Annotated in this window: 16 protein-coding genes and 2 pseudogenes; 10 read left to right on the forward strand and 8 right to left on the reverse strand. The window is 70.1% G+C overall.

The window, feature by feature from the left end:
• Positions 1-39 precede the first annotated feature (39 nt).
• Positions 40-1,284: a serine hydrolase domain-containing protein gene (locus tag ACF08N_RS33495; protein WP_392328491.1), complete on the reverse strand. Its 1,245-nt coding sequence runs from the start codon at positions 1,282-1,284 to the stop codon at positions 40-42.
• Positions 1,285-2,036: 752 nt separating this feature from the next.
• Between ACF08N_RS33495 and ACF08N_RS33500 the strand changes: the two genes are divergently transcribed.
• Complete coding sequence (locus ACF08N_RS33500) at positions 2,037-4,826, forward strand: SpoIIE family protein phosphatase (RefSeq protein ID WP_392328492.1); 2,790 nt, start codon at positions 2,037-2,039, stop codon at positions 4,824-4,826.
• 280 nt (positions 4,827-5,106) lie between these two features.
• Here ACF08N_RS33500 and ACF08N_RS33505 read toward each other — a convergent pair whose 3' ends face one another.
• Positions 5,107-6,378: a PucR family transcriptional regulator gene (locus tag ACF08N_RS33505; RefSeq protein ID WP_392328493.1), complete on the reverse strand. Its 1,272-nt coding sequence runs from the start codon at positions 6,376-6,378 to the stop codon at positions 5,107-5,109.
• 126 nt (positions 6,379-6,504) lie between these two features.
• On the opposite strand from ACF08N_RS33505, the gene lysA reads away from it, so the two are divergent.
• From lysA to ACF08N_RS33525, 4 genes and pseudogenes are all read left to right on the forward strand, one after another.
• Complete coding sequence (gene lysA / locus ACF08N_RS33510) at positions 6,505-7,809, forward strand: diaminopimelate decarboxylase (RefSeq protein ID WP_392328494.1); 1,305 nt, start codon at positions 6,505-6,507, stop codon at positions 7,807-7,809.
• A 35-nt stretch (positions 7,810-7,844) separates the two neighbouring features.
• Entirely contained in the window at positions 7,845-9,302 is a 1,458-nt protein-coding gene (locus ACF08N_RS33515) for an APC family permease (protein ID WP_392328495.1), read from the forward strand.
• Between the two features lie 19 nt (positions 9,303-9,321).
• Positions 9,322-9,493, forward strand: a pseudogene (locus tag ACF08N_RS33520) (IS5/IS1182 family transposase); the annotation flags it as partial.
• Between the two features lie 295 nt (positions 9,494-9,788).
• Complete coding sequence (locus ACF08N_RS33525) at positions 9,789-10,142, forward strand: DUF6191 domain-containing protein (RefSeq protein ID WP_392328496.1); 354 nt, start codon at positions 9,789-9,791, stop codon at positions 10,140-10,142.
• Positions 10,143-10,272: 130 nt separating this feature from the next.
• Here ACF08N_RS33525 and ACF08N_RS33530 read toward each other — a convergent pair whose 3' ends face one another.
• From ACF08N_RS33530 to ACF08N_RS33555, 6 genes are all read right to left on the reverse strand, one after another.
• Complete coding sequence (locus ACF08N_RS33530) at positions 10,273-10,962, reverse strand: response regulator transcription factor (protein ID WP_392328497.1); 690 nt, start codon at positions 10,960-10,962, stop codon at positions 10,273-10,275.
• On the reverse strand, positions 10,959-12,434 hold the full coding sequence (locus tag ACF08N_RS33535) for a sensor histidine kinase (protein WP_392328498.1): 1,476 nt from the start codon (positions 12,432-12,434) through the stop codon (positions 10,959-10,961). Before ACF08N_RS33535 ends, ACF08N_RS33530 begins: the two co-directional genes overlap by 4 nt.
• Positions 12,427-12,897, reverse strand: a complete 471-nt coding sequence (locus ACF08N_RS33540) for a hypothetical protein (protein ID WP_392328499.1) — start codon at positions 12,895-12,897, stop codon at positions 12,427-12,429. Before ACF08N_RS33540 ends, ACF08N_RS33535 begins: the two co-directional genes overlap by 8 nt.
• Before the next feature lie 181 nt (positions 12,898-13,078).
• A complete protein-coding gene (locus ACF08N_RS33545) occupies positions 13,079-14,533 on the reverse strand; it encodes a SulP family inorganic anion transporter (protein WP_392328500.1) in 1,455 nt (484 codons plus the stop codon).
• A gap of 8 nt (positions 14,534-14,541) precedes the next feature.
• Positions 14,542-15,120 carry a carbonic anhydrase gene (locus ACF08N_RS33550; protein WP_392328501.1) on the reverse strand — a complete coding sequence of 193 codons (579 nt, stop codon included), beginning with the start codon at positions 15,118-15,120 and terminating at the stop codon, positions 14,542-14,544.
• 126 nt (positions 15,121-15,246) lie between these two features.
• Entirely contained in the window at positions 15,247-16,689 is a 1,443-nt protein-coding gene (locus ACF08N_RS33555) for an alkaline phosphatase PhoX (RefSeq protein ID WP_392328502.1), read from the reverse strand.
• A 277-nt stretch (positions 16,690-16,966) separates the two neighbouring features.
• Here ACF08N_RS33555 and ACF08N_RS33560 point away from each other — a divergent pair.
• The 5 genes and pseudogenes from ACF08N_RS33560 to ACF08N_RS33580 all read left to right on the forward strand — a co-directional run.
• Positions 16,967-17,089 (forward strand): annotated as a pseudogene (locus ACF08N_RS33560) (IS5/IS1182 family transposase); the annotation flags it as partial.
• Between the two features lie 218 nt (positions 17,090-17,307).
• The gene (locus ACF08N_RS33565) at positions 17,308-17,856 is read left to right on the forward strand and encodes a DUF1062 domain-containing protein (protein WP_392328503.1); all 549 of its coding nucleotides are present in this window, start codon (positions 17,308-17,310) and stop codon (positions 17,854-17,856) included.
• A 302-nt stretch (positions 17,857-18,158) separates the two neighbouring features.
• The gene (locus tag ACF08N_RS33570; protein ID WP_392328504.1) at positions 18,159-18,821 is read left to right on the forward strand and encodes a hypothetical protein; all 663 of its coding nucleotides are present in this window, start codon (positions 18,159-18,161) and stop codon (positions 18,819-18,821) included.
• A 367-nt stretch (positions 18,822-19,188) separates the two neighbouring features.
• Positions 19,189-19,737: a GNAT family N-acetyltransferase gene (locus ACF08N_RS33575; protein ID WP_392328505.1), complete on the forward strand. Its 549-nt coding sequence runs from the start codon at positions 19,189-19,191 to the stop codon at positions 19,735-19,737.
• A gap of 42 nt (positions 19,738-19,779) precedes the next feature.
• The gene (locus tag ACF08N_RS33580; RefSeq protein WP_392328506.1) at positions 19,780-20,247 is read left to right on the forward strand and encodes a transposase; all 468 of its coding nucleotides are present in this window, start codon (positions 19,780-19,782) and stop codon (positions 20,245-20,247) included.
• The last annotated feature ends 251 nt before the right edge of the window (positions 20,248-20,498 follow it).

Consider the following 20,498-nt stretch of genomic DNA (forward strand, 5'->3'; position numbering starts at 1 on the left):
CCGTCGTTCTGTAAGTCGCCGTGATCGTCGTCGCCGTCCCTAGGACGTCGGCGACGGTGACGGTGACGGCCGCGGCATCACGACCGGGATGTTGAACACGTGCTCGGGGGTCACGATGCGTGTGATCGCCTGGCCGAAGAGGGTGCTGGGCTCCGTCTGGCCGTGCAGGATGTCCGTGTTGAGGAGCACGACCAGCGTGGCCTTCGACTCCGGGAGGTAGATGGAGAGGGCCTCGTAGCCGGGGATCGAGCCGTTGTGGCCGATCCAGCCCTGGATGTCGAAGATGCCGAGGCCGTAGCCCGCGCCCGGAATACCCGTCGGCTCCGTCTTGAGGCGCTGGGCCTGCGTCTCGGGTGACAACAGGGTGCCCGTGGCGAGAGTACGCGCCCAACTGCGCAGGTCCCGCAGGTCGGAGATCATCGCTCCGGCTGCCCAGGCCCAGGAGGAATTCCAGTCCACGGTGTCCTCGACCTTTCCCGTGGCCGTCTGGTTGGTGTAGCCCTGGGCGTGCGGGCTGGGAAACTCGGCGCCGTCCGGGAAGACGGTGTGGCGCAGCCCGGCCGGCTTCAGGACCCGCTGGTCGATGAACTCCTCCAGCGGCATACCACCGGCCTTCTCCACCACCAGGCCGAGCAGGATCAGGTTGGTGTTGCAGTAGTCGAACCTCTCACCGGGCTGGAACTGCACCGGGTGTGCGAAGGCGTAGTCCAGCAACTGCTGGGGTGTGAAGGACCTCTTCGGATTGGAGAGCAGTGCTTTGACGAAGCCCTCGTCCATGGAGTAGCTGAACAGGCCGCTGCGCATCCCGGCCAGGTTGCGCAGGGTGATCTTGTCTCCGTTGGGGACTCCCTTGATGTACTTGTCGATCGGATCGTCCAGCCCCACCTTGCCCTCGTCGACCAGTTCGAGCAGCGCGGTCACGGTGAAGGTCTTGGTCTCGCTGCCGATGCGCATGTACATGTTCGGCTCGATGGGGGCGGCGCTGGCCTTGTCGGCGACGCCGAAGGTCCGGACGTAGCTCCCCTTTCCGGGCGCCGAAAGACTGACCATCACGCCGGGCACGTTCGCCTCGCGCATGACCTGCCGGACGGCTTTGTCCAGACGCGCGGCGACGGCCGGGCTGAGCTCGGGGAAGTCGTTGTTGCCGGCGGTCGACGTGAAGAGGGACGGCCCCGGGGGCGGTGTGACGCCGTACGCGGTCCCAGTGGACACAGGCACCGCCAGCATCGAGGCAGCGGCCACTCCCACGCATGCCCTGCGCCAGCGCATCTGCGAGTACCTCACGGGCAGGCCTCCTGCCAGACGTGGACGTCCGAATGTGAACGTCCTGATGAGGACATCACTCTTTCCACGCTAGGCCCGCCGGGTCGGCCCCGCATGGTGGCACCCGGCTTGCGGGTCTCGCGAAACCGTGCACACGGCGGGTGTTGCCAGGCATCGGAGGCGTCTTCGTCAGCTCGGACGGTAGCGCTCGTGGTCGGGGTGCACGTACCGCTGCGATCCGAGACCACTGCCTGCGCACCGAGCCACCACACCCGGACAGCCCTCGCTCTCCCCTACCGGACCTTCACCCCCCGCCTGGGCAGCCGAGCCGGCCGCGGCGACGTCCACGCCTACCGGCGCACCGGCTCCACCACCGCGCACGCGCCGAAGCCGCCCTGCGGGCGGTCCGCGCCCGCGCCGACAGTCACCCGCCGCTGAGCGCACCGCCCGCGGCGGGCCGCTGAAAGGCCATCGGTGACATACGGCGTGTCGTCTCCTACGGGAACCGTCCTGGTAGCCGGGCTGCCTGAGCCTCAGAAACGGAACGGCGTCACCTGCTGTCCTGACGGTGAATGCGCACTCCACCATCGGGACGACCGATGAGGACGATGACGACGGGTCAGGTCACGTAACAACGGGTCGCCCTCCGCCAGGTGCCCGGTGACGTTCGGGGACGCCCACATGGCGACGACGTCCCGGCCACAGTGCAGTGTTAGGAATAGCGCATGAAGGAACCGTTCCGGCGATATCGGAATTCGCTGCAGCGTCAGCTCATGGGCCGGCGTCCGTCCGATCGGCGTCACCCCGCGAGTTCGGCGACGGAGTCGGAGGCCGGCTTCGGTTCGGCGTTGCGCCTCCTGCTCAACGTGCGCAGCGCCGCCGGACAGGTCTTCGCACTGCAGGTCGTGATCGTGCTGCTGTTGGTCGTGGCCGGAGTGACCGCCTTGGCAGTTCAGGTGGTGCGCGACGGTACGCGAGAGGCGGAGCGCCAGTCGGTGACCGCGGCCGAGATGTTCGCGAACGCCCCTGGCACGGCCGAGGCTCTGAAGAGCGCGGACCCGACGGCGGTGCTGCAGCCGCGCGCCGAGGCAGCCAGGAAGCGGACGGGCGTGGACTTCGTTGTTGTCCTGGACACGAAGGGGATCCGTCTTACGTATCCCGATCCCCGCCAGATCGGGAAACCGTTCGTCGGCACGATCGAACCGTCGCTCGAAGGCCGCACCATTGTCGAGCGGGCAGGCGGACCACCCGTGCCCGGGGGCACCGGAACAGCCATCCAGGCCGTGGCCCCGGTGAAGGACGCAGACGGTTCGGTAGTCGGCCTGGTGTCCTCCGGTATCACCGTCCAGAACGTCTCGAGCCTGGTCGATCAGCAGCTGCCGATCATCCTCGGCGCCGGAGTGGCCGCACTCGTGGCTTCCACACTGGGGACGGCGCTGGTGGCCAGGCGGCTGAGCCGGCAGATGCACGGTCTGGCTCCGGCCGAGATGACGCGGATGTACGAGCACCACGACGCGGTTCTCCACGCGGTGCGCGAGGGGGTGCTGATCATCCGTGCCGATGGACGGCTGCTTCTGGCGAACGACGAGGCGCGGCGGCTGCTGGACCTGTCGGCGGATGCGGAGCAGCGGCAGGTAGGTGACCTGGGGGTGGACGAGGAGACGGCGCGGCTGCTGTCGTCGGACGAGCCGGTCACGGACACGGTGCACCCGGCCGGGGACCGACTGCTGGCGGTGAACAAGCGGCCCACCGCCCCGTACGGCGGGCAGGCCGGCTGGGTGGTGACCCTGCGGGACACGACGGAGCTGGCGGCAGTGACCGGGCGGGCGGAGGTGGCGCGGGAGCGGCTGAAGCTGCTGTACGAGGCTGGGGTGCGGATCGGGACCACTCTGGATGTGACGCGCACCTGCGAGGAGCTGGCGGAGGTGGCCGTCCCCCGATTCGCCGACGTCGTCACCGTGGAGCTGCTGGATCCGGTGCTGCGCGGCGAGGAACCGCCCGGGGCGAGCACCGAAATGCGCCGGACCGCCGCCTTCGGCCCGGAAGGGACGCATGCGCTTTATCCCGTCGGTGAGCTGATCCGGTTCGTTCCCACCAACTCCGCCGCCGACAGGGTGATTATCGGCCGGGCGGTCCTGGAGCCCGACCTGAGCGCATCGGAAGGCTGGCGGGCACAGGACCCCGAGCGTGCCCAGCGGGTCCTGGACCACGGCATCCACTCCCTCGTCGTGGTCCCGCTGCGGGCGCGGGGCGTGCTCCTGGGAGTGGCGAACTTCTGGCGCGCGGATGCCTCACCTCCGTTCGACGAGGAGGACATGTCCGTCGCCGAGGAACTGGCGGCCCGGGCGGCCGTGTGCATCGACAACGCGCGCCGCTACACCCGCGAGCACACCATGGCCGTCACCCTGCAGCGCAGCCTCCTGCCACGCGGACTGCCCGAGCAGAACGCCCTGGAGGCCGCCTACCGTTACCTGCCGGCCCAGGCCGGGGTGGGCGGCGACTGGTTCGATGTCATCCCACTGTCCGGCGCCCGTGTGGCGCTGGTGGTCGGAGATGTCGTCGGCCACGGATTGCACGCCGCAGCCACCATGGGCCGCCTGCGCACCGCCGTGCACAACTTCTCCACCCTGGACATGCCTCCCGATGACCTCCTGAGCCATCTGGACGAACTGGTGGCTCACATCGACGCCGTCGAGTCCGCCGCAGGTGAGAACGGACTGGGCATCACCGGAGCCACCTGCCTGTACGCCATCTACGATCCGGTCGGTGGGCGCTTGGTCGCCGCCACCGCCGGCCACTTGGGACCGGCGGTGGTCCATCCCGACGGGTCCGTGGAATTCCCCCAGCTACCGGTCTCTCCGCCTCTGGGCCTGGGCGCCGGCCTGCCGTTCGAGAGCGCCGAAGTGACCGTGCCCGAGGGCTCCCGGCTGGTGCTCTACACCGACGGGCTGGTCGAAGCCCGCACCCGGGACCTCGACGCCGGACTGGAGGCCCTGCGCCGGGCCCTGGCCGGGCCCGGCCGCTCCCCAGAGGCCACCTGCGCCGCGGTGATCGAAGCGATGCTGCCCGCCCGTCCCACGGATGACATCGCACTGCTGGTGGCCCGCACACGCCAACTCGATTCCGCGGAGGTCGCCGAGTGGGACGTGCCGCGCGATCCCGCAGCGGTGTCCGCGGTCCGCACCGCATGCGCCCGCCGCCTTGAGGACTGGGGTCTGCAGGACATCGGGTTCGCCACCGAGCTCATTCTCAGCGAGCTGATCACCAACGCCATCCGCTACGGCGCCGAGCCCATCACCGTCCGTCTGCTGCGCGACCGCACCCTGATCTGCGAGGTCGCCGACGGCTCCAGCACCTCCCCGCATCTGCGCCGGGCCAAGACCACCGACGAGGGCGGCCGCGGCCTGTTTCTCGTCGCCCAGTACGCCGAACGATGGGGCACCCGCTACACGTCCGGCGGCAAGGTCATCTGGACCGAGCAATCCCGCCACGGCGGGGCGGCCGAATCCAGCGGATACCTGGGCGACATCCTGCTGGACCAATGGACCGAGGACGACCTCTGACCGTGGCGGAGGGGCACGCCGGTCCGCTCCGGCGTGGCTCCCACAGGGCGAGATGGTGGAGCCTTGGGCACGCGGGGACGGGGGGACGCGGGGACGCGGGGACGCGGGGACGCTCAAGTCCTCATGGAACAGAGGGCGTGCGTCCAACAGACATGTCGACGAGGTCACCGTTGTGCACTGCCCCGCAGCACCCGTAGCGCCCGCCGGCACCTGCCTCGCGTCGTTCGCGCGAGCGGCGTTCTCCCGACCGGGACGCGTCCCCAGCCGGACCACGCCTCGTTCACAGGGCACCCTTGCCGGCGCTCGCGCCCGGGTCATCCACCACGTGGCGGGCGCCGATCCGCAACTGCATCCAGCAGGACAGTCGGTCATCCGGGTGGTTCAGGTCGAGGCCGAACAGCTCGCGCGTGCGCCGCAGACGGTACTTGAGCGTGTTCTGGTGCACGGCGAGGCGCCGCGCCGCCTCACCGACGTTGCCGACGGCGTCCAGCCAAGCCGCCACCGAGGCGGCGTACTGCGTGTTCTGGTCACGGTCATGGGCGAGCATCGCCTCGACCCCGGGGTGGCGCAGCTGTGGCCGCCGGTGGAGTTCGTCGGCCACGTGGTCGAGGAGCACCTGGGCGTGGACGTCGGTCAGTGCCGCGACGGCCGGTGCCGAGGTCTCGGCCGTCGTCACGCGCAGCACGTCGTCCACCTCCGCGCGCAGCCGCGGCAGCTCGCCCGGGTCGGTCGTGGGCAGGCTGACGGCGGCGCGCAGCGGGATCGTACGCGGACGAGTGACCGCGGCGACGGCCTGCGCCGCGAGCCGCCGCGCGGACTCCGGGTCCGCGCCGGGCAGCAAGGTGTAGACGGCGCGCGGCCCGGTCGCGACGGCGGCGGACGGGTGGACCGCCGCCCAGTGCCGGCCGAGGTCGGAGCCCATGCGAGTCAACTGCGTGCCTACCTCCGCGGAGCTCGCGACGGGGGCGAAGCCGAGCAGGACCAGCCGCCCGCCCGTCGGCAGGCCGAGCCGGTACGCCGTCTCCGGACCAGGCACCGTGCCGTCAAGGCCGGCGCGCAGCGCCTGGTCGCGCGCGTGCAGCTCCAGGGCGGCGGCGCTGCGGCGGCGCAGCATGTGCAGGGCCGCGGTCCGTGCACCGTCCAGCAGCGCCCGTTCGCCCGCCTCTTCGAGCGGTGCGTGGTCGACGATCGCCCAAATCGTCCCCAGAGGCAGGTCCCCGGCTCGGATGGCCACGGCGGCACGCGGTAGCTCGCCCTCGGCCAGCCCCGGCAGGGACACGACGCCGGGCGCGGCGAGCACCGCCCGGTACTGGCGCTGCTGCTGCGCGGTCTGTGGATCGGGCTGCTCCGGCACACGTCGGCCGAGGATGCCCTGACGGCGCAGCTCGTCGATGCGCTGGCCGGACAGCGTGGAGTAGGCGAGCACCCGGGCGTCCAGGTCCTCGATGGCCACGGAGCCGCCGATGACCGCGGCGATCGCATCCGCGAGTGCGAAGAGCTCCTCCACCGTGCCGTCTCCGGTGTCCCCACTTGACGATGTCGACGAATTCATGGTCGAAGCGTAGGCGATACCGACAAGGCAGCGGGGGCGGGTGGCCCCGAATATATGGGGACCGGCCGCTGCCAGGGCACGTACGGCCGGATCGCACATCGCTCCCACGTCGCACGGAGGAAGACCATGGCCGTACCGGTCACAACGACAGCCCCGCAAGCGATCGCCTCGGCGTCGCGGGAGGCGCTGCTCGGCCTGTTCCCAACGGGCACGGCGCTCGGTCCGGACGGCGCACTCGTGATCGGCGGCTGTTCGGTCACCGACCTGGCGGGGCGTTTCGGCACCCCGGCGCTCGTCGTCGACGAGGCGGCACTGCGCGCCCGCGCCCGCCGGTACGCGGACGGGCTCGCCGCCCGCTGGCCGAAGTCCCGGGTGGCGTTCGCCTCCAAGGCGTTCCCCTGCACAGCCGTGTACCGGCTGTTGGCCGAGGAGGGGCTGAGCATCGACGTCGCGAGCGGCGGTGAGCTGTCCCTCGCCCTGGCCGCAGGTGTCGACCCGGCCTCGCTCGTGGTCCACGGCAACGCCAAGACCGACGGCGAACTGCACATGGCCGTGGAGGCCGGTGCCGGACTGATCGTCATCGACAATGCCGATGACATCGACCGCCTTGAGCGGCTCGTTCCGCGCTCCGGCGAGCAGGCCGTCCTCGTCCGGGTCACGCCCGGAATCCGCCCCGACACCCATGCCGCCGTCGCCACCGGGCAGGAGGGCTCGAAGTTCGGCCTGACCCTGCCCCAGGCGCGGGAGGCGATCGCCCGGCTGCGAGGAAGCAGCCGCCTGCGGCTGGACGGCGTCCACGTCCACATCGGCTCGCAGATCCTCGACACCGAACCGTTCGCCCGGTCCGTCGAGGCGGTGGCAGACCTCGGCGCCTTCGCCGTCTACGACCTGGGCGGCGGCCTCGGTGCCCGCTACACCTACGACGACCACCCGCCGAGCGTCGAGGAGTACCTGGACACGCTGGTCGGGGCCGCCCACAGGGTCCTGCCCTCCGACGCGGAGATCATCATCGAGCCCGGCCGTTCCATGGTGGCCGAGGCCGGCGTGACGCTCTACCGGGTCGTCACCGTCAAGCACGGCGAGCCGGTGTTCGTCGCCGTCGACGGCGGAATGGGCGACAACCTCGAAGTCGCCCTGTACGGACAGCGCTTCGAGGCCGCCGTCGCCACCCGCGTAGGCGGCGGCGAACCCTGCCACCTTGTCGGCCGGCACTGCGAGTCCGGCGACGCCGTCAGCAAAGGCGTGCCTCTGCCCGACCCCCGGCCCGGCGATCTGATCGCAGTGCCGGTCACCGGCGCGTACTGCTTCTCCCTCAGCAACAACTACAACGGCGCGCTGCGGCCGCCCGTCGTCTTCTGCCGGAACGGCGAGGCACGGGCCGTGGTGCGCCGGGAAACCTACGACGACCTGCAGCGACGCGACCTCCCCTGAGCCCTTGCCCCGGCACTCACCCCAGGAGACGACAGATGACCGTTCAGCCGACGCTGCGTCAGCAGCTGCTCAGACGCAAGCCCCTGCACACCTTCACGACGGAGCCGGGCGACGGAGTCCTGCGCCGTACCATCGGCCCGTTCCAGCTCACCATGATCGGGATCGGCGCCACCATCGGCACCGGCATCTTCTTCCTGCTCGGCACCGCGGTGCCCGAGGCAGGCCCGGCGGTGATCGTGTCCTTCGCCGTCGCGGCAGCGGCCGCGGCCCTCACCGCGCTCTGTTACGCCGAACTCGCCTCGGCCGTGCCGGTGTCCGGCTCCTCGTACTCGTACGCGTACGCCACTCTGGGCGAGTTCACTGCCTGGGCCGTTGGCTGGTGCCTGCTGCTGGAGTACGCCGTCTCGGGCGCGGCGATCGCGGTGAGCTGGGGACAGTACCTCAACGACTTCACGCAGCGGCTCTTCGGCTTCCGGATGCCCGAGGCCATCTCCGCCCCGCCCGGATCGGGCGGAATGATCAATCTGCCGGGGGTCGTCCTCGTGGCCCTGTGCTGCCTGCTGCTGATACGGGGCGCCAAGGAGTCCGCCGTGGTCAACACGGTCATGGTGCTGGTCAAGCTCGGGGTGCTCGCGCTGTTCGTGGTGGTGGGCCTCTCCGGCTTCGACTCCGGCAACCTGCAGCCGTTCGCGCCCATGGGCGTCGCAGGCATCGGCACGGCCGCGGCCACCGTCTTCTTCGCGTTCATCGGTCTGGACGCGGTCTCCACCGCCGGCGACGAGGTCCGCGACCCCCGGCGCACTCTGCCGCTCGCCATCGTGGGGGCCCTGGCCGTGGTCACCACCCTCTACATCCTGGTCGCCGTGGTCGGCGTGGGGGCCCAGCCCTGGACGGCCTTCGAGGGACAGGAGGCGGGCCTCTCCGCCATCCTCGGCGACATCACCGGAGCCCAGTGGCCCGCCGCGCTACTGTCCGCGGGTGCGGTGCTGTCCATCGTCAGTGTCACCCTCGTCGTGCTGTACGGACAAAGCCGCATCCTCTACACCATGGGCCGCGACGGCATGCTGCCCGCCGCCTTCCACCGGGTGAGCCCGCGCCGCGGCACCCCGGTGTTCACCACGCTGCTGACCGGCGGCTTCGTGGCGGTCCTGGCGGCGGTCTTCCCGCTCGACCTGCTCGCGGACCTCACCAGCATGGGCACACTCGCGGCCTTCGCCGTGGTCTCCCTCGGCGTACTGATCCTGCGCCGCACGGCCCCCCACCTCGACCGGGGCTTCCGCGTCCCCGGCTACCCGGTCGTCCCGATCCTCTCCCTCCTCGCCTGCGGCTACCTGATCTACGAACTCCCCCTCGACACCTACCTCCTCTTCGGCGGCTGGCTCGCCCTCTCCCTGGCCGTCTACCTGCTCTACAGCCGCAGCAACTCCCGCCTGCAGCCCCTGCCGGACCCCGCCCCAGGTAACAGGGCATCAGCCAGTTCGTCACCGGTGTGACGCCCAGCCGCATTGCCGAGGCGGTCGCCCTGCTGGTTTTACCGGACGCTCTGTACCCGCAGGAACGAAGTGGAGCGGACCATCAACGCGCTCAACACTTCCGAGCTGTGGCGATCCGGTACGACAAGAGAGCGTTCGTCATTCACGGCACGGTCACCGTCGCCGCGATCCGGCGGTGGATCCGTCAGTGATCCGGCGCACCACTCAGGGGTGCTGTCCGGCGGGTTGACCGAAGGCTCCCACCCGTACTCCTCCATGCGGTGGACCCCCATGGGCTGCGCCTCCGCCGCATGGGGGAAGCGGATCATGCGCCGGCCTGATCTCTGCGCGCTGCGGATCCAGAACAGTGAGGCCATGGCAATCAGCGAAATGAGCGCCACAACGGCGGTCGAGGGGACCGCATGGCCGCGAGATCGGGAGCCGTCCCCGTGACCCTTCCGCCGCTTCCCGGCAGTCAGCTGTGTCGAGGACGATGAGGAACCATCCGTGACGATTTTGCTCATGTCGTTCCCGGCGTTCGCGTCTCTGCTGGTCTTGTTCGCCCTGGTGGAGAGCGCGTGGCGATGGTTCACGGGGCTGGGTTTGATGCCGTGGCTACGCAGGCGCACGGGGCGGTCGTTGTCGAACATCGCCTTCGACGAATTCACGGCGGTCGTGAACGGAAACAAGACGGTGGAGCTGGAGCAGCGGAGGGTGGAACTGCTGCGGCGGGACGACGAGAGCGACGGTGCGCCGCCCCGCTCCAGCATTGACCTCACCAAGGGCACGGCGTTCATCGTGTTGCCACAGGAAGCGGATGGCTCGTGCGCTGACGGGCGCGCCCGTGAGGGCGGGCGGTGAGACGCCACCCGGAGGGAACAGGTGCAGCACCGTCCGCCTGTGGGGGTGCCTCCGGGTGCTGGGGGGCCGGCGTGACGCCAGTCGGTGGCTCGCCCGGTGATCGGCAGATCCGTGCCGCCTTGCCCCCCCGTCACGCGAGTTCGTCGCCCTCCAGCCGGTAGCCCTGCCCCCGCACCGTGGTGATCCTGGACGCGCCCAGCTTGCGGCGGAGGTAACGGACATAGACATCGACGATGTTGGAGCCCTCGGACGCCTCGTAGCCCCATACGTCGGAGAGCAGTTCCTCCCGGCTGAGCACGCTTCCGGTGTTGCGCATGAGGTGTTCCAGCAGGGCGGCCTCTCGGGCGCTGAGCTGGAGGATCCGGCCGTCGACATAGGCTTGGCGGGTGCGGGTCTCCAGGGCGATTCCGGCGCGGCGCAGGACGGAGCTGTCGGTCTCGCGCAGACGCAGGCGCAGGCGGACTCGTGCGAGGAGTTCCTCGAAGCTGAAGGGTTTGGTCATGTAGTCGTCGGCGCCGCCCTCCAGGCCGTGCACCGTGTCGGCGACGGTGTCCCGGGCCGTGAGGATGATGACCGGGAGGGCACTGGACGCCGCGCGGAGGCGGGTGACCACGGTGAAGCCGTTCTCGCCGGGCAGTCCGATGTCCAGGACCATCAGGTCGTACCTGCCGGACATGGCCGCGCGCCGGGCTGTCTCCCCGTCGGTGACGACGGTGGTGCGGAAGCCGTGGGCGGTGAAGCGTTCCGAGAGGTAGGAGGCTATGTGGGTCTCGTCCTCGGCGATGAGGAGGTGGTGGCGGGGCTGTCTGCTCTGGCTCATGGTTTCCGGGGGTCGCCGTTCAGCCCGTGGGTGACGTAGGGGATGCGCAGGGTGAAGGTCGCGCCTCGGCCCGGACTGCTGTCCAGCTGGATCTCGCCGTGGTGCGCCTCGGCTATGGCCTTGACGATGGCGAGTCCGAGGCCCGCTCCGGTCCTGCCGCGGCTCTCCTCGGCACGCGTGAATCGCTCGAAGATGCGTTGCTGATCCGCGAGTCGAATGCCGGGGCCGGTGTCCTTGACCCACAGTTCGACCCTGTCGGCTCCGGCCCGGCCGCCGATCCAGATCCGGCCGTGTTCCTCGGTGTGCTGAGCGGCGTTCTGGGCGAGTTGGATCATGGCCTGGGTGAGGAGCTGGCGGTCGGCGTGGAGGGTGTCGCGGTGGGGGTTGTCCTCGAAGTCGAGGAGCCAGCGGCGTTCGGCCAGCGCGGCGGCCTTCACGTACACCTCCTCGATGAGTTCGGAGAAGCTGAGGTCCTCGGGGCGCAGGGCGTCCGGGCGGCGGGCCTTGGCCAGCATGAGGAGTTCCTCCGACATGCGGTGCATGCGCCAGAGTTCATCGGTGATGACCGCCACCGTCTGAGCGCGAGCCGCCGGTTCGTCGGGCAGTGTCTCCAGCTGGCTGAGCACGATGGTGATAGGGGTGCGCAGTTCGTGGCCCACGTCGTTCATGAACTCCCGCTTGGTGGAGAAGGCATCGTCCAGGCGATCGAGCATGTCGTTGAAGGTGCTTGCCAGTTGGCTGATCTCGTCCCGGTCCTGAACCGGGATGCGGCGGGTGATGTCCGACTCGTGGATCGAGCGGGCGGTGTCCCGCAGGACCTGCAGCGGCGCGACGATACGGCTGGCGAAGATCCAGCCGACGCAGGCGGACAGCAGCATGGCGCCGAGGCCGAGATAGATCTGGGTGCGGATCGACTCGTTGATGTGGTCGCGTTCCTGCTGGGTGAACGTGGCGATGACGAGCACGCCCCGCGCGGAGTCGCCGGACACCGCGACGGGCACGGCCACGTACCGCACGGAGCCCGCCGCGCTCTTCGCGTCCCCGTAGGAGGGTGAGCGGACCTCGGCGGCCCGGCGCATCAGTGCGTGATCGGTGTCCAGGCGGGCCGACGGTTCCTCGGCGGAACGGCGGTACGGCTCCGAGTCGACCAGGGTGATCAGGGTCTGGCCGTGCTCCGGTATGTATCCGCGCAGGTAGGAGACGAAGAGTGCGCGGACTCCGCCGGGGACCGGACCCGAACCGGCCGCGGTCTCGGTGGCGAAGGAGCGGAACCCCTCGATGTCGTGGGCCAGTTCGCGGTCGATGCGTTCGTTCAGGCGAGCCGTGAGGATGAACGACTCCGCACCCGTGAGGCTCGCCAGGGTCAGCCCGACGAGCACCAGCATCCGCCCGAGCAGGCGCACGTGGATCGACCGGAGCGGGTGGCGCCCGGGCATGCGGGTGGCCTGCTTGGGCGGTGCGGGCTCAGTCATCCTCACCGGTGTCATCGTCGCCTCCGTCGTCGTCGCCTGCTGGTGTGCTCGACGTCCTGGAGGTGGCCGATGCGGCGGGGCTGTAGGTGGGCGTCGGATCGTCGTCGGACGACTCTCCGGCGGGGACGGGGGACTTCGGTGACACGGGCTGCGCCGTGTGCGTCCGGTCGGGGTCCGTGTCGTCCGGCTGCTCCGCACCGGTGGGGGCGACAGTACCCTCGCCGCCGTACGTGTCCGGGGGCCGGGTCGTCGCGCCGGGGGACGGTGACCGGGTCGGGGTCTGCTCCGTCGCGCGGTTGGCCGGGGACGGTACGGAGCTGCTCGTGGGGCCGGGACCGGTGCGGCCGACGACGACCGGCTCACCGAGATCCGGAGGTGGCGCCTGATGGGCACCGGAGACGGGGATTCCGACGAGCAGAATCGCGCCGGCCGCGAGGGCGGCGAGAAGCTGGCTTCGTGTCACGCGGGTACGACTCCTCGGTGTCCTGGGGCAAGTGCCTTGCGGCATCGGACCTGCCTGAAGAGGTACCACCGGAGTCCGGCGGCGGCCTGCTGACCGCATGACCTGCCCTTGAACTTTGTGTGTGAGCGCCGACCGGGTGTGCGGGGGCGGCGCCCCGTACGGCACCGCCCCCGCGTTCCGCTCAGACGGCCATGATGACCTTGGCCGACGCGGTGTCGGCCGCTCCGTGCCGCTCCGCCCAGTTCTCCAGGGCCGTACGGCAGGCGTGGTCGAGGTGGTGCACCTTCGACAGGTTCAGCTCGACGGGGCGGTCCTGCGGGATGGCTTCCAGGGCGTCGAGGATCTTCGGCAGCCGGAGGAAGGTCGCGTTGCCCGTCAGGTGTGCCTGCACGGGGCCCGCGCCCTTGTCGACGATCTCCAGCCTGACGTGCGACGCCTGCCACGCCGTCTTGACCACGGCGAGCGCGAGACCGATCAGTACGCCCTCGAACATGCTGATCGCGACGATCGACACCGCGGTGACGACGAGGATCACGGCCTCACCTCGGTGTCCGCGCCAGAGGGCGGCGAGGCCCTTCACGGGGATCAGTTTGAAGCCGGAGTGGACCAGGACGGCCGCGAGCGCCGGAATCGGGATGACCCCCAGCGCGGCCGGCAACAGCGCCGCGAACAGCAGCAGCCAGGCGCCGTGCATGATCCGGGATGCCTTGGTCCGGGCCCCCGCCTGGACGTTGGCCGCGCTGCGCACGATCACCGCGGTCATGGGGAGCGCGCCGAGCAGGCCGCAGACCGTGTTGCCCACGCCCTGGGCCATCAGCTCCTTGTTGTAGTCCGTGCGCGGACCGTCGTGCAGCCGGTCCACGGCCGCCGCACTGAACAGGCTCTCCGCCGAGGCGATCAGCGTGAACGCCAGGATCGTGCTCACCACGCCGATGTCCGCCAGTTCCCCGAAGGCGGAGAGCTCGGGCGCCTGGATCACCGAGACCAGGCCTTCCACCGTCACCTTGGTGACGGGCAGACCGAAGGCCAGGGAGGCGGCGGTGGCGAGCGCGACGGCCACGAGCGGGCCGGGCACGAGGCGTACTCGCTTCGGCAGCTTCGGCCACAGCACCAGTACGGCGACGGTGCCCGCGCCGAGCAGCAGCGACGCCACGGCCGGGGCGGAGTCCAGCGAGCCGACGAGCATCTCCGGCAGCCCGGCGATCTTGTCGATGCCGGAGGACGGCGCCTTGCTGTGGGTCATCGCGTACAGCTGACCGGCGATGAGCACCAGGCCGATTCCGGCGAGCATGCCCTCGACCACGGCGACGGAGATGGCCCGGAACCAGCGCCCCCAGCGCAGCGCCCCCATGCCGAGTTGCAGCAGGCCCGTTGCCAGCACGATCAGGCCGAGCGTCGCGAGCCCGTGCTGGTGCACGGCCTCGAAGACCAGCACGGTCAGCCCGGCGGCCGGGCCGGACACCTGGAGGCTGCTGCCCGGCAGCATGCCCGTGACGAGTCCGCCGACGATGCCGGTGACGATGCCGAGTTCGGCCGGTACTCCGGAGGCGACCGCCACGCCGACGCACAGCGGCAGGGCGACCAGGAACACGACGACGGAGGCGGCGAAGTCCTGCTTGAAGTAAGCGGTGTTCATCGGATGCCTCACAGCGTCTCGAAGGAGTCGGATTCGGTCCGGTACGCCAGCACGCCGCCGGTGTGGACCTCGTAGAACCAGGCGTGGACCCGCAGCCGCCCGTCGTGGAGGCGGGTCTCCACACACGGGTACGACTTCAGCCGGAGCACCTGGGCCAGCACGTGCTGCTGGACCGCCTCGGCGACGAGCGGGTCGTCCTGCGCGCCGGCCGGCAGCCCGCCGGCGTGACCGAGCCAGTCGCGTACGGCCGGTACGGCCGACAGGTCGTCACCGCGTACCAGCGCGCCGACCGCGCCGCAGTGGGAGTGGCCGCAGACGACGATGTCGGAGACACCGAGCACCGTGACGGCGTACTCGATCGTCGCGGCCTCGGAGGTGGGACCCGCGTCGTAGGGCGGGACGATGTTCCCCGCCGTACGCAGTTCGAAGAGCTCACCGGGGCGGGCCCCGGTGATGAGCGAGGGAACGACGCGTGAGTCGGAGCAGGTGATGAAGAGGGCGTGCGGCGACTGGCCTGCGGCCAGCTTGCCCAGTTCGGCGCCCTGAGAGCGGGCGAAGGTGCGTGCGTGTGCGATGAGGGTTTGCATGTCAGCTTCCTCGTGAGGAGAGGTGTCACTGGCAGGGGTCGGCGGTGGCTCGCCGTTGAGCCACTGCCGTCGAACCTGTGGAGCCGTGGAGGTGGTGGAGTCGGAGGGAGGGGGGAGCCGGCGGAACTAGTCGTCGCCGTCGTCGCCCGACCACGGGCCGGTGATGGCGAGGAGGATGCCGGGGTCCTGGATGTTGGCGAACAGCGTCTTGCCGTCGGCGGAGAAGGTGACGCCGGCGAACTCGCTGTACTCCGGGGCCTCCGGGGTGCCGACGTTCAGCTCGTTGCGGGCGATGGGGTAGGTCCGGCCATCGGCGGCGGCGCCGAAGAGGTGGGAGACGCCCTCTCCGTCCTCGGCGATGACCAGGCCGCCGAACGGGGAGACGGTGATGTTGTCGGGGCCGTCGTAGGCGCCGTCCTTGGACACGTCCGGGTTGACCGCAAGCAGCACCTTGAGGGTGATGGTGCTGCTGCGCGGGTGGTAGAACCACACCTGGCCGTCGTGCGGGGTGCCCGGGCTCTCGGTACGGGCGTAGCTGGAGACGAAGTACGCTCCGCCGTCGCCCCACCACATGCCCTCGAGCTTGCGGGAGCGGGTGATCTCACCGGCCAGGAACTGCTTGCGCACGGACGTGGTGACGGCGTCCCGGTCGGGGACCTTCACCCAGTCCACGCGGTACGCGGTGCCGACCTTCGTGGCGCGGGAGAGGTCGTCGACGTACTGGCCGGACGCGTCGAAGCACTTGAACGCCTCCAGCACGCCCGCGTTGTCGGCAAGGTCCCGCAGCCTGCCGGGTCCGTGGGTGAAGCCGACCGGCGGGGTCCAGCGGTAGAGCAGTCCGTTGGGCTTGGAGGCGTCCTCGGTGAGGTAGAGGTGGCCGCGGTACTCGTCGACGACGACGGCCTCGTGGGCGTAGCGGCCGAGGGCCGTGACGGGCTTGGGGTCGAGGTTGGCCGCGCTGCCGTGCGCGGGGTCGACCTCGAAGACGTAGCCGTGGTCCTTGGTCATGCCGTTGACGCCGGCCTTGTCCTCGGTCTCCTCGCACGTCAGCCAGGTTCCCCAGGGGGTAACGCCGCCGGCGCAGTTGGTGGAGGTGCCGGCGATGCCGACCCATTCGCGTACGGAGTCGTCCGCCACCTCGACGACGGTGCAACCGCCGGCCGCCGCCGGGTCGTACACCAGACCGTCCAGGTGCGGCACGGGGTGCTCGGCGTCGGCCAGCGGGTCGTCGATCTCGTGGTTGTTCACCAGCAGGGTGACCGCGTCGTCGTCATCGTCGTCGCCGGCCGCGAAGGCGCCGGTGCCGTCGTGATTGCCGGGGGTGGTCTGGCCGGACTCCAGGGTGGTTTCGCCGGTGCGGGTCAGGATCCGGTACGAGAAGCCCTCGGGCAGGGCGAGGATGCCCTTGGGGTCCGGAACCAGCGGGCCGTAGCCGACGGCGCCGCCCGTCGCGGCGGTGTCGGCGACAGCTCCGGGTGCCGTGAGCAGCGCCTCCACACTGCCGATGAGCATGACCCCGGCGCCCGCCAGCACCGATCGGCTCAGCAATTCCCTGCGGTTCAGCGGCATCTCGTCTCCCGAGCGGCGTGGTGAAATTCGGCCGACCGGTAGAGGACGGCGCTCCGCCATGCTGACGAGCCGGGACGAACCTCAGCGGAAGTCAAAGAGAAGTAATGAATGTGGGGTTCTCATGTTTCTCATCCGAGAGACGTGCGTCGCCTCCGTGCTGACCGGGGCACGGAGACGGACGTCGGCGGCGACGGCGCCACCGGTGCGGATGGCGATCCGATACGACAACACGGTCAAGTCCTACCAGCCGGCCTTCACCCTCGCACCCGCCCCGATCAGCGAGATCGAGCGGACGACCAACAGGCTCAGGAACTTCCGGGCCATGGCCACGAGGTAGGACAAGCGGGCCTACGTCTTCCACGGCGCCGTCACCGTCGCCGCGATCCGGCTCTGGCTTCGTCCATGGTCCCGCCGGATGGAACCTGGCGGTGAGGCGCTCGAAAACCAGTGGTTCAGCGCCGCTGTGCTGCCCTACCGTGCTGCCGAGCCAAGTCGTCTGGGTAAGGACGTGCCGTTGTACACCCTGTGAGACCTCCCGAGGGCTGATGTGTCGCGCGTCGCGCATGTGCGCCGCGCTCCTTTTTGCTGCGGACTTCTCACTGAAACCGGTGTACTTCTGTGCTCAATAGCTGGGTGGTCATGCCCACCTGCCTGCCGACCGTTCTCCGTCGTTGCCACGCGTGCGCGTCCGAGCGCTTCCGGGCGAACGGCAAATTTCGCGTCAACGCGAACCACAAGCTCCTCGACGCCTGGCTCCTCGTGCTCTGTACCGCGTGCGGGGACACGGCAAAGCTCACGGTCCTGGAGCGGATGAATGTGCGCTCCGTACGACCTGAGCTGCTGGACCGGCTGCACGACAACGACCCTGCCCTGGCAGCCGAGTTGCTCCAGGATCCGGTCGTGCGGCGCCGTAATCGCATCGCCCTCGACTGGGACAACGCCTGGCGCCTCGACACCGGCGGATCGGATCACCTGGACCGCGAGGTGATCGACATCTCGGTCCGCTTTGCGGCGCGGATCCCTGTCCGGCCGGTGCGACTGATCGCTGAGGGTTGCGGTCTTTCGCGGGCCGAGGTCGAGAGACTGATCACGGAGGGCAAACTCGTTTCGGCAGTCCGGCTGAGCGGCAAGCTCTCCGGAGACTTCACCTTCACGCTCAAGCGCTGAGCCCTCCTCGGGGCCAGGGGCATGTCCGGCACGATCCGCCGGACAGGCCCTGTCCGATCCCCAAGACGCCCTCGACGACTGCATCGAGGCGCAGGTGCACGGACCGTTCCGACCGGACCGCGATGTCGAGGCGCCCTGAAGCGCCAGTGCAGGTGGGCAGAGGAACCGGGGCGCCGGTCCAGCCATGTCCGCATCGTCGCCGGCACCGCGCGGCTGCCATCAAGGCATCACCTGAACCGGAGACGCCGCAACACCTGTTGCCCATACGGCGTCCGCGCACCGGCACCAGTAGAGTCCCTCGCATGCGCGAAGTGGCGGCCGGCGTCTGGCACTGGCAGGCGCCGCACCCGGACTGGACGCCGGGAGAGCGATGGCCACAAAAGGTGTCGTCGTGTGCGATGGACGACGGCGCCCGGCTGCTCCTCTTCGACCCGCTGTCCGTGCCGGACGAGATCCTCGGGCTCGCGGCCGACCGCGAGCCGGCGGTGGTGCTCACCGCGCCCTGGCACGAACGCGACACGCAGAGCCTGGTCGAGCAGCTCGGCGTGCCGGTGTTCGTGCCGCCGCCCGACACCGCCGACGACCTCGTAGGGAAGTACGGCATCACTCCCGAGCAGGCTGCCGGCGGCAGCCCCGACCTCGCCTGGCTGCTCGCCGGAGGCAGCGGCGAGGCGCACCTGTATGCCGCGGGCGACCGCCCCATGAGCGGAATCGAGGCGTCCGCCGGAAGGGAACACAACGATCTCGTGCTCTGGATCGACCGCGTGGGAGCCGTGATCTCGGGCGACACGCTGGTCGACTTCGGACACGGCCTGCAGATCAACGACTGGCTGCGGGGCGGCGTTACGCGCGAGGAGGTCGTAGAAAGACTGCGGCCGCTGCTCGCGCTGCCGGTCGAGGTCGTGCTCCCCGCACACGGAGCACCGACAGACCGCACTGCGCTCGAGCGTGCGCTGTCCCTCTGACGGGCATTGATCGGTTCGACCTGCGCCCGTACGGCTGGACCGAGAACTCCGGCGACGGGTCGCCTGCAGAGGCTTCACGTACGCGAGGGCCTGAGCAGCGTCCGACACCGCACCCGCCGTCGAAGCGGACGCAGGCCGGCGGCGTGGTGCAACGACCTGGGGATGAATGGACTTCGACGAGGACGACTCCCAAGGACGGCAGGCTGTGCCGGACGCGGCCTGGAATCCGCCGAACGCTCGATGATGGAGCGGACCGGCACGCGCTGGTACCCCTGCGTGCGGTGAGTGCAGCCGGCCGTGGGCCGGTTGGGCCTTCTCTTTCGGATCTTTCGGATCACTCTCACGGCCGTGCGATAGTTTGCCCGCCATGGCTGAACTCGGACCCGTCACCTGGCCGCCTACCCCGATAAAGACCGAACGGCTCCTGCTCCGCGAGTCCGAGGCCCGGGACCGTGCGGCGTTCGTCGAGCTGTTCGCATCGCCTGAGGTGGGCACCTACATCGGTGGCCCTCGGCCGCGTGATGAGCTCGAACGCGCGGTGCCCGAGGTGCCCGGGCGGCGCCCTGGCCTTTTCGTGATCGATCTCGACGGGGCGATGATCGGCATGATCACGCTCGATCGGCGCGACGCGGAGCGTCCGGGGCACGTCCGACCGGATGCCGGGGAGGCCGAACTCGGCTACATGTTCCTGCCGGAGGCGTGGGGATGCGGGTACGCCGCCGAGGCGTGCGCAGCGGCACTCGACTGGTTCGCCGACGCGCTTCCCAGCGAGCCCGTGGTGCTCTGCACCCAGACCGCCAACGACCGCGCGATGCGCCTCGCGGCGAAGCTGGGGTTCACCGAGGTGGAGCGGTTCGAGGAGTTCGGCGCCGAGCAGTGGTTCGGCGTGCGGTCCTCGGTCACGCCGTCCGGTTGAATTCGGCCGAACCATTCAGATCGTGCGATCGTTGTTCTGGGTGTGCCGTCGGCTGACGCCCAATGGGCTTGGATCGAGCCGCTGTTGCCGGACCGGGCACCTCGACGAGGCGGGCGATGGCGGGATCACCGGAAGGTGATCGACGCGATCGCCTGGAAGTACCGGACCGGATCTCCCTGTCGGTCCACCAGTCGCGCAGTTCGGCCGGGCTGTGCGACGAAAACGGTCCCAGTCTGCAACCAGGGGCGGATTTCCGGCAGAGGGCCGCGGACGCGCCCGGTACTTGCCACCGCTCTGCGACGCCGCCCGGGCGCCGAACCAGACTTCGGTGCCCGGTACGACCTCGATCAACGCCTCCCCGGCATACGGCATCCAGCAGCTTGCGCCGCGGCCACGATGCGCAGCAGGTGCCCAAGAGCGGACTCACGGTTCGGGACGGGGGCTCGTAGCCCATCAGTCACCTCCTCCGCATCCCGCCGGCGCTCCTGGAACAGCTGCGCCAGGCACTGATCGGCCACACCACCCAGGGCTGCCTGGCGGACGATGCCGCGATGCCCCTCGTCGACCGGCTCCTCGCCCCCCGAAATTCGCAGGCGTTGCGCAGAGCGTTGACGTCCAACTCGCCTCACCCTATCTTCGGTTCGACAAGCGGAATGGCGTCTGATATTTCGAACACGGCGAGTTCGGATGCCGCCGTTCTCACGGCGCGCCCGCATGTGCGCGTCACGGGTTCACGTCACCGCTGCACACCGAAAGGCGCC

It is taken from the genome of Streptomyces sp. NPDC015127, assembly GCF_043080095.1.
GTDB lineage: Bacteria > Actinomycetota > Actinomycetes > Streptomycetales > Streptomycetaceae > Streptomyces.